The organism is Psychrobacter sp. UBA2514 (assembly GCF_002341255.1).
In the GTDB taxonomy this organism is placed as follows: Bacteria; Pseudomonadota; Gammaproteobacteria; order Pseudomonadales; family Moraxellaceae; genus Psychrobacter; species Psychrobacter pacificensis.
The window spans coordinates 1-11,930 of record NZ_DDNS01000042.1 but is presented as its reverse complement, the minus strand read 5'-3'; the positions used below and the strand labels follow the sequence as shown (position 1 = coordinate 11,930).

The 11,930-nt window shown below is 42.5% G+C and carries 11 protein-coding genes and 2 pseudogenes; 10 read left to right on the top strand and 3 right to left on the bottom strand.

All coding sequences use genetic code 11. From position 1 onward, the window contains the following. Both B3V51_RS10920 and B3V51_RS10915 read left to right on the top strand, forming a co-directional pair. A partial coding sequence (locus B3V51_RS10920; protein WP_286708418.1) for a zinc-binding dehydrogenase occupies nt 1-774 on the top strand: 774 nt, incomplete at its 5' end. Then, complete coding sequence (locus B3V51_RS10915; protein WP_212564298.1) at nt 764-1,780, top strand: zinc-dependent alcohol dehydrogenase family protein; 1,017 nt, start codon at nt 764-766, stop codon at nt 1,778-1,780. The genes B3V51_RS10920 and B3V51_RS10915, both read left to right, overlap by 11 nt. 97 nt (nt 1,781-1,877) lie before the next feature. Here the strand turns inward: B3V51_RS10915 and B3V51_RS10910 are convergent, their stop codons facing one another. Then, entirely contained in the window at nt 1,878-2,777 is a 900-nt protein-coding gene (locus B3V51_RS10910) for a LysR family transcriptional regulator (RefSeq protein WP_286708417.1), read from the bottom strand. 133 nt (nt 2,778-2,910) lie between these two features. Between B3V51_RS10910 and B3V51_RS10905 the strand changes: the two genes are divergently transcribed. The 8 genes and pseudogenes from B3V51_RS10905 (at nt 2,911) to rluF (ending at nt 8,545) form a co-directional block, all read left to right on the top strand. Continuing rightward, a complete protein-coding gene (locus tag B3V51_RS10905) occupies nt 2,911-3,651 on the top strand; it encodes an SDR family oxidoreductase (RefSeq protein WP_212564296.1) in 741 nt (246 codons plus the stop codon). A 73-nt stretch (nt 3,652-3,724) separates the two neighbouring features. Beyond that, a complete protein-coding gene (locus tag B3V51_RS10900) occupies nt 3,725-4,723 on the top strand; it encodes a zinc-binding alcohol dehydrogenase family protein (protein WP_286708416.1) in 999 nt (332 codons plus the stop codon). Nucleotides 4,724-4,915: 192 nt separating this feature from the next. Continuing rightward, nucleotides 4,916-5,200, top strand: coding sequence for a putative quinol monooxygenase (locus B3V51_RS10895; protein ID WP_075107531.1), 285 nt, complete (start codon nt 4,916-4,918; stop codon nt 5,198-5,200). 110 nt (nt 5,201-5,310) lie between these two features. Beyond that, nucleotides 5,311-5,638 (top strand): annotated as a pseudogene (locus B3V51_RS12920) (transposase); the annotation flags it as partial. A 71-nt stretch (nt 5,639-5,709) separates the two neighbouring features. After that, nucleotides 5,710-5,850: pseudogene (locus tag B3V51_RS12915) on the top strand (transposase); the annotation flags it as partial. A gap of 288 nt (nt 5,851-6,138) precedes the next feature. Beyond that, nucleotides 6,139-6,993 carry a patatin-like phospholipase family protein gene (locus B3V51_RS10875; RefSeq protein WP_212564294.1) on the top strand — a complete coding sequence of 285 codons (855 nt, stop codon included), beginning with the start codon at nt 6,139-6,141 and terminating at the stop codon, nt 6,991-6,993. Nucleotides 6,994-7,168: 175 nt separating this feature from the next. Then, nucleotides 7,169-7,447, top strand: coding sequence for a peptidylprolyl isomerase (locus tag B3V51_RS10870; RefSeq protein WP_093068572.1), 279 nt, complete (start codon nt 7,169-7,171; stop codon nt 7,445-7,447). Nucleotides 7,448-7,558: 111 nt separating this feature from the next. Then, nucleotides 7,559-8,545 (top strand): 23S rRNA pseudouridine(2604) synthase RluF, encoded by a 987-nt coding sequence (rluF, locus tag B3V51_RS10865; RefSeq protein WP_071002034.1) that lies wholly within the window; start codon nt 7,559-7,561, stop codon nt 8,543-8,545. A gap of 136 nt (nt 8,546-8,681) precedes the next feature. Here the strand turns inward: rluF and B3V51_RS10860 are convergent, their stop codons facing one another. Together B3V51_RS10860 and B3V51_RS10855 are read right to left on the bottom strand one after the other, a co-directional pair. Beyond that, complete coding sequence (locus tag B3V51_RS10860) at nt 8,682-10,106, bottom strand: aspartate ammonia-lyase (RefSeq protein ID WP_186474028.1); 1,425 nt, start codon at nt 10,104-10,106, stop codon at nt 8,682-8,684. A gap of 382 nt (nt 10,107-10,488) precedes the next feature. Further along, nucleotides 10,489-11,352: a LysR substrate-binding domain-containing protein gene (locus tag B3V51_RS10855; protein ID WP_186474027.1), complete on the bottom strand. Its 864-nt coding sequence runs from the start codon at nt 11,350-11,352 to the stop codon at nt 10,489-10,491. Between the last annotated feature and the right edge of the window lie 578 nt (nt 11,353-11,930).

Here is an 11,930-nt window from a genome sequence, read left to right as displayed (position 1 = left end):
TCCGATATAGTCGGGGCGGTTCACTTCAACGTCGGAGATGAAGTTTACGGTCTGATTGGTGGCGTTCGTGGTCTTCAAGGATCTTTAGCAGAATATGTTGCAGTAGATGCTGATCTGATCGCATTAAAGCCACGCAATATCTCTATGCGCGAGGCAGCAGTACTACCATTGACGTTCCTCACCGCTTGGGAAGGTTTGGTGGATAATGCGAAGGTCCAACCAGGGCAAACTGTACTGGTTCAAGGTGGTGCTGGTGGCGTTGGTTATATGGCGGTTCAGCTTGCAAAAGCACTTGATGCAAATGTTTGGGCGACTGGTCGTACAGCTGATCAATCACTGATTTCAGAACTCGGTGCAACACCTCTCGATTACACAACAGCATCTTCCGATGACATTATTGCTGCAAGTCCTGAGGGTCAAGGTTTTAACATTGTTTATGACACTGTGGGTGGTCCAGTACTCGAAGCGTCACTTTCCATGACGACTCACTATGGCCACATCACCAGCTGTGCTGCATTTGGCAATCATAACTTAGCGAATTCATCTCTACGGTGTGCCACAGTGTCTGGCGTATTCGTCCTAATGCCGACGTTAACAGGGAATCGCCGTTCTCATCATGGTGATATCCTTAAGACCGCGACTCGTCTCGTTGAGGAAGGTAAACTGCGTGCTATTGTTGATCCTCGTCATTTTACTCTAGACCAAGCGATTGAGGCTCATGATGCTGTTCAAAATCGCTCTGCCAATATTAAGGTAGTTATCGATGTCATTTAACGCACTTCAGGCCAAGACTTGGCGCTTCAATTGTATTGGAGATACAGATGTTCTGACATTAGAAACACTTCCTGTTGCTTTACCAGCCGCAGGAGAAGTTCTAATACAGATGAAAACGATCGGACTCAACCGGGCTGATGTAATGTTTCGGCGTGGTACTTATATTCAAAAGGCAGTATTCCCTTCTCGTCTGGGATATGAGGGAGCAGGCATAGTTCTTGCGATAGGTGAAGGTGTACGCCAATTTTCTCCAGGAGATGCAGTATCGATTCTTCCGACTGATAATCTAGCCAAATATGGGACATATGCGGACAAGCTTCTGATTCCAGAAAATTTTTTAGTTCACAAACCCGATAGTTTAAGCTGGGAAGAAGCTTCTTCAATCTGGATGCAGTATTTGACGGCTTGGGGTGGTGTCATCCATGCTGGTGGATTATCGAAAGGAAAAACGATCTTGATCACAGCAGCTTCAAGTAGCGTAGGACTAGCTGCGATACAGATAGCTGAAGCAGCGGGTGCTAAGGTCATTGCAAGTACACAGACGATAGAGAAAAAGCAACGTTTACTGGATCTTGGTGTTAAAGATGTTATAGCCAGTGAAGATGAACCCGATTTGTATGAGGCGCTTGTTTTACGTTTAGGTGGAGAACATCTTGATGTCGCCTTCGATGCTGTAGGAGGGCCACATATTGAACAGATTGCAAAAGCGATGTCTGTGGGAGGAACTATGGTTATGCATGGTGCACTTAGCCCGGAGAACACACCATTTCCCCTTAAAATTGCATTACGCAAGAGCTTAACCATGCGAGGTTTTTTGTTCCTTGAGGTTCTCCATGACTCTGTTCTAAGGGAGCAAGCCAGACGATTTATTCTGAGCAGTATAGGTGCAGGATATCTTCGTCCAGTGATCGACCGTTGCTTTAACTTTGAGGACATGCATGACGCTCAGCGCTATCTTGAATCAAATCAGCAAATAGGAAAAATTGTAGTTACTCTAGATACATGATGGTCTTATCTGATGTCTACTTTCTAGAAAAAAGGTTAGGCGTGTCCCTAATTCAAGCGTTATGACTAAATGGGGACACACCCTAGTTCCATCTGATTCAAGTTTCTATACGGCCCAGCACTTCCACTAAGTAATCAAACAATGCTCGGATTCGCAAAGGTGTCGGGCCCCGCTGTGGACGATATAAATACAGGCGCCAAACAGGAGAGGTTTCCTCATGAAGTATATGAATGAGCTTACCACTCCTAAGCCACGGCAAAACTAGAAATCCAGGCATGTGTCCGAATCCAACTCCAGCGAGAATCGCTTGAAATTCAGCTTCTAGATCATCTGTAATAAAACGGGGCTTTGATGGCGTAAAGCTTCGACTTTCGGTGAATGTCCATGGCCAGTAACGCCCTGTTTTATGATCGATTAGTGCTGTTAGAGGGTATTTATCAAGGTCAATAATTTTTTTGGGCATTCCAACCTTATCAATTAACTCTGGCGTACCCACAGAATAAAATTTCACTTTAGCCAATTCCCTTGCCACATATCGATTGTCCGGCAAAAATCCAAATCTGATCCCGATATCTATCCGCTCATCGATCACATCCGAGTGTGAATCTGTTAGCACACAATCCACGACAATATCTGGATAACGTGTGGCAAATTCTGCTAGTGCAGGTACTACCAATTTACGCCCTAACACAGACGACACAGTAAGACGGACAGTCCCACTCATTTCATCTCGTTTTTCCTTGGTGTCTTTTACGAGCAAAGCATCGATCGATTCCACCGCAAGACGTGCTTGCTTTGCCAGACGCTCACCATCAGCGGTAATTTTAATTTGTCGAGTACTCCTGTAAAACAGAATCTCTCCGCGCTGTTCTTCTAGCTCTTTTATTGCCCGTGTCACTACCTGTGGGGAAATACCCAGCTGAGTTGCTGCCTCTTTAAAATTTCGAGACTCTGCTGCGACACAAAAGATACGCATCATTTCCAATTTGTTCTGCATGTCAATCCTGTGTTATGGTAATTATTCCGTAAATAGGAATTCTGAAAGATAATATTATTCATTTATTATACCTAACAAGGCTGTAATACTTAACCCTCAAATATAATTGACAGATAGGTTAAAGGTTACTTGTATGAATAATATAGAAAATAAAGTTATTGTTATCACTGGTGCAAGTAGTGGTTTAGGTGAAGCTACTGCTCGCTTACTTGCTAAAAAAGGTGCAAAGGTTGTCATTGGTGCTAGACGTACTGAAAAATTAGAGGCTATTGTTCAAGACATTCGTGCTGAAGGTGGTCAAGCTGAATTTATTGGTGCGGATGTAACCAAACCAAATGAAGTGCAAGCACTTATTGAAAAGGCATTAAGCGCATTTGGTCAAATCGATGTATTGGTAAACAATGCTGGATTGATGTCTATTGCACCATTAAGTGAGCTAAAAGTTGATGAATGGGATCGTATGATCGACATTAATATTAAAGGTGTTCTTTATGGAATAGCAGCTGCCCTACCTGTTTTCCAAAAACAAAACTTTGGACACTTTATTAATCTCTCATCTGTTGCAGGGGTAAAAGTATTTAGTCCAGGAGGTACTGTTTATAGCGGTACTAAGTTTGCTGTAAGAGCCATCTCTGAAGGCCTTCGTCATGAAGTTGGAGAAACAATTCGAACGACTACTATTGAGCCTGGTGCAATTGAGTCAGAACTAAAATTCGGTTCTTCTCATAAAGAAAGTTCAGAGTTTGTTACTGATTTCTACAAACAAGCCATACCATCTGACTCAGTCGCTCGAGCAATTGCTTATGCAATTGAACAGCCTGCGGATGTAGATATTAATGAAATTGTTTTGCGCCCAACGAGCCAAGAGTTTTAATGATTGAATAACATAAAATGGGAGCACTTCGCTCCCATTTTTACTCTATTTTTTTAAAGTTGAGGACAAATCTATGAAAGCCGTATCGTATGTTATCAATAACCATGATGATTTTAAAAATTCATTGGTAGATATTGAAAAAGCGAAGCCTACACTTAAGGAACGTGATGTACTGGTAAAAGTTCAGGCAAACTCTGTGAATCCAGTTGATACCAAAGTGAGAAAAAATTCGTCTGAAGCAGACGATCGTATTTTAGGTTGGGATGCCGTTGGGGAAATTATTGAAATTGGCTCAAAAGTTACCTCGTTTAAAGTAGGAGACTCTGTTTGGTATGCTGGCGATTTAACCCGAGATGGTAGTAATGCTGAGTATCAAGCAGTCGATGAACGAATTATCAGTCTTAAACCAACTACAGTATCTAATGCAGAAGCAGCAGCATTGCCATTAACTGCAATAACGGCATGGGAAATGCTGTTTGATCGGCTTCAAATTTCAGAAACAGAAGTTGGCAGTATTTTAATTATTGGTGGTGCAGGTGGTGTAGGATCAATCGCTATCCAACTTTTAAAAGCAAAAACAAATCTGACCGTTATAGCAACAGCGTCACGTGAAGAAACGAAATCTTGGGTGGAATCACTTGGTGCCGACCATGTCATTGATCATAGCAAAGATTTAAATGCACAAATCGAGACACTAGGCATTGCAAAACCAAAATACGTATTCTCTACCAATCATACAGAGACCTATATCGAGCAAATAGTTTCTCTGATTGCACCACAAGGCAAGCTTGGATTGATCGATGATCCACAAACCTTTGATATTATGCCGTTTAAGACTAAATCTATTTCTATTCATTGGGAGTTGATGTTCACCCGTTCAATGTATGAAACCGATGATATTGAAAAGCAAGGTGAATTGCTGCAACAAGTTGCCCAATTGGTTGACCAGCAAAAAATTAGAAGTACCCTCAACCAAAATCTAGGCAGCATTAACGCTGCAAACTTGGAGACGGCACATAAGCTGCTTGAATCAGGCAAGTCAAAAGGCAAAATTGTACTAGAAAACTTCTAGGGCGTGTCCCTAATTCAAACGTTTATGACTAAATGGGCTAAAAATGGCTAAATCTTTGGGAAATGGTGTCAAATAGCTGGCCAATATCTTGATATTATCTGCGCTATTTTCCTTGTTTGCCTGCGATTTATCTCATTTTTATCACCATTTTTAAAATAGGGACAAGCCCTAAAACAAATTCAAGGTGAAATAATGACTATTTCAATAATTGCGAACTTTAAGGCAAAATCAGATCAAAAAGAGACGTTAGAAGCGCTTTTAAAAAGTGTAATAGAGCCTACGCTTCAAGAAGAAGGATGCTTGAAATATGAGCTTTATATTAGCGAAAATGACTCGAGTAGATATTTCTTCTTAGAAGAATGGCGTAGCAGGGAGGATTTAGATATCCATATGGCCACTGATTATATTCAAAGTTTATTTGGTAATATCCAATCGCTCATTGAATCAAGTGATATTGTAGAAATCAAAAAAATATAGCTGTATTCGGACATTATGATGAAGTATTCTTCAAAATAACATAGAGACTTAGAAGAGAGCTTCCCAAACTTTGTGTAACTGCTTATATTCCACTAACCGGAGAATAAGCAATGACGACTCAATCTGACCTTAAAAAACTGGCCGAGCAAACTGCTGGTAGTATGAACAGCTTCGATGATATCAAATACTTCCAGAAGCAGCTCATGCAATCTTTTATCGACACTGCCTTAGAGGCTGAGATAAGATCATCTCGGCTACCTCAAACATGAGAAAGCCGATAAACCTAATAAGCGTAACGGGCACACTAAAAAGACCGTCCACAGTGACACAGGCGATCTTGAGATATCTACCCCAAGAGACCGTGATGGTGACTTTGAGCCTGTGCTGGTCAGTAAGCATCAAACCCGTATCTCAGGTCTCGATGATAAAATCATATCGTCACTACAGGCATAGTCTTCCGTCTTGCGCTTCGAGCAAGTGTGCCCCACACACTTACTTATCCTCGCTCATACGCCAAGGGTCAAACCACCACCGAGATTGTAGAGAGCATTAAAGAGCTCTACGATGTCGACATCTCAAGCAGCTTGGTTGCAAGAGTCACCGATAACATATTAGAGGACATCACCGCTTGGCAGAACCGGCCGCTGAGCAGGCATCTTCGAGGTGGTCGATGCCGAGTCAACACTGGACGTCTGCTTTGAATCGTTTTATGATTATGTTCGATGAGCGCGTTAGTAAGCATTTAATCTAAATGGCAGTGACACAGAATTCAGGATACTCTCTTCTGCTGTCGAGCTTATAATGTCTATATCCAAGAAATAGGTTTAGAACGGCTTAAAAATATAATTCCCTAGTATCGACTATATTTATAAACACTTTTTATCCCCTCATTTTGTGTACTTGTAGGTATACTTTGCGAGCGTCATTCGAGGTTTTCAATGCTTAAACAACATCGACAAGCACTGGTGGTTGAAGGCGGCGGCATGCGTGGCGCATTTAGCAGTGGTGTCTTAGACGCCTTTTTACAACAACAATTCAATCCTTTTGATCTGTGTGTGGGCGTCTCTTCAGGTTCAACTAACGTTGCTAACTATTTGGCCGCACAACAAGGCCGCACCCTGCATATTTACTTGGATCATTCTCTTCGATCTGAATTTATTCATTATGGCCGTTTCCTTAGGGGCGGTGACTTACTGGATCTAAAGTGGATGTGGGATGTGGTGGAGCAAGAATATCCACTGGATCAGGCACAATTATTTGCCAACCATGCTGAGTTTTACATGGTGTTAACACATGCTATTTCAGGACAGGCAACCTACATCAAAGCGGCTAAAGACAATATTTTGGATGGATTAAGGGCATCAAGCTCTATCCCAGTGCTGACCCGCCAAGCGGTCGAGATATTTGGTGAGCCTTATTTTGATGGTGGTGTGGCAGATGCTTTGCCCGTACAGTGGGCGGCTGGGCAAGAGAATATTGATAAGCTCATGGTCATACGTACTCGCCCGCAAAACTACGTTAAAGCAAGCAGTAAAGGCGATCAGCTATTGGCTAAATATTATACTAAGCAACGATATGGTTTTGCCCAAAGCTTGTTGACGCGAACCCAACGCTACAACGACTCGGTACAATTTTTACAGACGCCATCATCACAGAAAATTTTAGAGATTTGTCCACCAGACTTAAAAAACATGGCGAGTCGATTGTCCAAAAATAAAGCCAAAATCCGTTATAGCTATGATGTGGGACTAGAAATTGGACACAAGGCGATTGAAGATTGGCATCAGCTTTAACCTTTTTATCTTGTAAAGAAGAGATATTAAATAGAAAACACGGGCTTCAAATATAAGAAATTGGCTTAAATAATCTTAGATAACCTTTGAATCACAAAGGTTAGTAACTAAGCTAAAATAAGATAAGTAATGATATAATGACCCGATAATTGATACTCTATGAAAGGTTTATACGATGGCTCGTACCGCTAGCGCATTGCACATTTTAGTCAAACAAAAAGAGTTGGCAGAAGATATTATGGCCAAGCTCAAAAAAGGCGCAGCATTTGATGTGCTGGCCAAACGATACTCAACCTGTCCATCAGGCAAAAAAGGCGGTCATTTAGGTGAGTTCAAAAAAGGCCAAATGGTAGGACCTTTTGATAAAATCTGCTTCAACGGTGAGCTTTTCACCCCTCATTTGGTAAAAACCAAATTTGGTTGGCATGTGGTCAAAGTGCTTTACAGAACGTAAGCGTTAGACTGTAAAAACGCAAGTCGCCGCTTTAATGACAAGACGACTGAACCATTCAATTTAGGCTTTTTTCTTAGCAAAAAAGCTTTTTATCAGGTAAAACGGTGCTTTATGTATAACAATTCCTCGACTCGTCTCAATAAATACATCAGCGAAAGTGGGATTTGTTCCAGACGCGATGCTGACCGCTTTGTTGAACAAGGTAATGTATACATCAATGGCAAGCGTGCATCGGTTGGTGATCAAGTGGCTGCTGGAGACGTAGTAAAAGTCAACGGACAGCTGATTGAGCCACGCGAGCCTGATGATTTTATTTTTATTGCCTTAAATAAGCCAGTGGGCATTGTCAGCACCACGGAAAGCTCTGAAAAAAACAACATTGTCGATTTTGTGAGACACTCGGTACGTATTTTCCCGATTGGGCGTTTGGACAAAGACTCTCAAGGATTGATCTTTTTGACCAATAATGGCGATCTGGTCAATAAGGTATTGCGTGCTGGCAATAACCACGAAAAAGAGTATCTCGTGACGGTAAATAAGCCAATCACGGATAGCTTTATTGAGGGTATGGCGAGTGGAGTGCCAATGCTGGGCAAGATGACAAAAAAATGTCCCGTTACTAAGGTAGCACCCAACGTCTTTAACATCACACTCATTCAAGGTTTGAACCGTCAAATCCGCCGTATGTGTGAGCATTTTGGTTATGAGGTCGTCAAGCTTGAGCGTACGCGGATTATGAATGTAAGCCTTAAGGGGCTTCCTGTCGGCGACTGGCGAGACCTGACACCAACAGAGCTGTCTGTCCTGCTTAAAGCTGTCGAAAAATCCTCGTCGCAAGACAATCATTCGGGCAAAAAATCGCGCAATGCACCACGAAAAAAACCGCGTACTGACGCTCAATCAAAGTCAAAACCCTCTGCAAAATCAGCAGGTACTGCAAAGGGGCGCAATAAGTACGCCAAGGATGATGCTAGAAAACCAGCAGGTTCTAAAGGTAGAGATGGGCGTCCGTCCAGTCGTGGCAAGAATGCTGCAGGCAATGGTAAACCTACTACAAACGGCAGACGTCCCTCAAAAGGTCGAGGGTCTAAGCGATAATAATTGTCTAATTTCATCACATCGCTGTCATAGTGATCAAAACGATGAAGATACGACACTTTAAAAGAATTAGGGCGATATCCGTTGATAGATATCGCTCTTTTTTGCTTTGTTCAATCCAGTTTATGTGCACAATCTATATACTACTGACCATCGTATCAGGTGATAAAATCGCTGCAAGTTCCTCATCACTGAGCAGCTTTTCTTGTTTGACCAGCTCCGCCACGCCTGACCCACTCAGCAACGCATTTCCTGCGATACGACTGGCGTTTTCATAACCGATATGTGGTACCAGTGCTGTCACGATACCGATACTGTTTTCGACATGCTGCGCACAGCGAGCTTTATTGGCGGTTATGCCTTGAATACAGCGCTCATCGAGCATACGAATCGACTTCTCTAGCAGGCGCGCATTGTTTAGTAGGTTATAAACAATCAGCGGCTCCATTGCATTGAGTTGCAGTTGCCCTGCTTCTGCCGCCATGGTAATCGTCATATCTTTACCCATTACCTGAAAGGCAGCTTGGGTCATGGCTTCAGGAATCACAGGGTTGACTTTACCCGGCATAATAGACGAGCCAGGTTGCATCGCTGGTAAATTAATCTCGCCCAAGCCCGTACGCGGTCCACTCGACAGTAGACGTAAATCGTTGCTCAATTTAGACAGTTTAATAGCTAGGCGTTTGAGCGCACTCGAAAACGTAATAAACGCGCCCATATCGGCACTAGCGGCGATCAAATCTTCAGAGAGCGTCACTGGCAGACCACTGATCGTCGCAAGCTCACTAATCGCTAAGCGGGCATAACCTTTGGGCGCATTGATGCCCGTACCAATCGCCGTACCGCCCAAGTTCAACTCACATAACTGTAAACAAGCATCTTCGATTCGAGCCGTTTCACTGCCTAGATCACTGGCGAAAGCGTTAAACTCTTGCCCCAACGTCATCGGTACTGCGTCTTGCAATTGAGTACGACCCATTTTTAGAATGCTGCTAAATTCTTTACCTTTGATAGCTAAGCTGTTTTGTAGCTTGATAATGGCCTCTTGCAGTGGTTTTGCCGCAAATACCATCGCCAAACGTGCCGCGCTTGGATAGACATCATTGGTCGACTGAGAGCGATTGACGTCATTGTTGGGATGGAGATGACTATACTGACCATACTCAAACCCCATCTTTTTTAAGCCAATATTGGCAATCACTTCATTGGCATTCATGTTGGTTGACGTGCCCGCCCCGCCTTGGATGAGATCAACAATAAACTGCTCATGATGCTCGCCTTGTATCAGATCGCTACACGCATCAGTGATGGCGCTAAGCTTCTCTTCACTGAGTAGACCGTGTTGATAATTGGCTTTGGCAGCAGCCGTTTTCACCATTGCCAGTGCTTTGATCAAATCAGGAAAATGGCTGATTGACACGCCGGTAATGTCAAAATTTTGCGCGGCGCGTTGGGTTTGAATACCATATAAGACAGTGGCTGGTACGGCTTGCTCACCCAATAAATCTTTTTCAATGCGAGTATGGGTTTTATTATCGGTCAGGTTATCTGTATTTTCCATATTTTTATAACTTCATAGACATAAGAGAGATTTAAGAAGTAGGCCGACAAAAATGACTCTGTTGAGTGTCTTGTCTTAACGCTACTCAATATGAGCGCCATCGTAACCGAGAATTTAGCACAAGAAAAACGCAAATATTTCGCTCTCAGCCCCAAAAATTTTGCTGCTTAATAAAAAATATGACAGATTAGGTTGTTCTATAAAAAAGAATGAGCACTTTTAAGTTAGGTTTTTGGAAAATATTTATGTGATAGGAAGGATTTTATGAGAAATTTTTTATAAGAAAGCTTATTGGTTGAAAACGTGGATTAATCGCTAATTATACGTGCCGAAAGTAAAAACCTAGCTTCAGTGACAAAGGTTTATAAGACTCTTGACTCACTTACAGCCCCAACACCTGCTTTAGAGCATTGATTTGTGGCTGTTGACGATCGGTATAACGATATGCCAGTACAACCTCGCGCACCAAACTGTTATTCCCTAAATGGTGAATTTGAACGGGCGGCGTACTTCTAATCCATAGCCCAGCATACGGAATCAAAGCCACCCCCAGCCCCGACTCCACCATCCGAACGATCGCATCCAGATCATTAATCTCCATGATCGTATTTACCTTGATGTCCTGTTGTTTAAAGAACTTGTTTATCTTTGCGCCTGCTGAGGACTGTAAGGTGTAATGGATAAAAGGATGCTGCTCAAGCGTTTGTCTGAGGCTATGAAAGGGCCATTTTTTAGGGCTAATGAGCACGTAGGGTTCGGTCATAATGGACTGCGTCACAATATCTTTTGGCAAGGCAAATGCTGGCTGTATGGTAATTGCCGCATCTATCTCCCCAACTTCTAGTTTCTCAAATAACTCTACGGCACGCCCGGGGACAATTTCTGTCTGCATTAAGGGGGCAAGTAACGTAATCGCCTTTAGTGCCTCTGGCAAGATACCCACTTGCACGGAATTGATCGAGCCAATCCTAAGCTGCCCGTAATAGCTGGCAATATCGGTATCTGAGGACAACTGCATTGTTGAATAAAGCGCCAAAATCTCTTTGGCGATCGGTAATACGCGCGTGCCTTGCGGATTGAGCGTAATGGCACGAGCAGAGCGGGTAAATAAAGATAACCCTAGATTGTCTTCCAAGGTTTTTATTTGGGCGCTGACCGCAGACTGGGTCAAGTTGATGTGCCGAGCAGCGGCAGCAAAACTGTCTAGCTCGCAAACGGCCACAAAGGTTTTAAGCTCTCTTATCATTGATATCACCACACTTATATATTACGTCTTATGCTTGAATACACGCGTTACGTCTATTAAGCTCATTCATTTCAAAGACGATGGCTTTCTGTCCAAAATAGCTCATTAAGCCTTCGCCGTGACTCTCAAGGCCTACTAATTGACCTCTGTTTACTTTTCTTTTATATTTTAAGACGATACATAATGTATCATTTTATTTGAGTTAAATAAGCCTTTATCTCTACGTGATTACCCTATCACTATACTTTTCTCATCACTTTTTTTCATCGTTGGACGGGTGATATTGAGTTCATGCTAAGGATAGCTATTATGAACAACCGTCTATCAGATTTTTCGTGGAGCAGGAGTTACCATCCAAAAACCACTATGAAAAGCATGGACTGTTAAGGGCCTAATTCTATCACCCAAATAAAGATTACAAAAACAGCCCATCGTTTTCATCGATGGATCAATACCTTTTTATAAAATGTCTTTTTATAAGAAGAATAATGAGCCGCAACCATTATAGTTCACCGCCTATTTTCCATGGAAGGAAATCAAAATCATGAGCATTTTTGCTATAGTCAATCAATATTAAA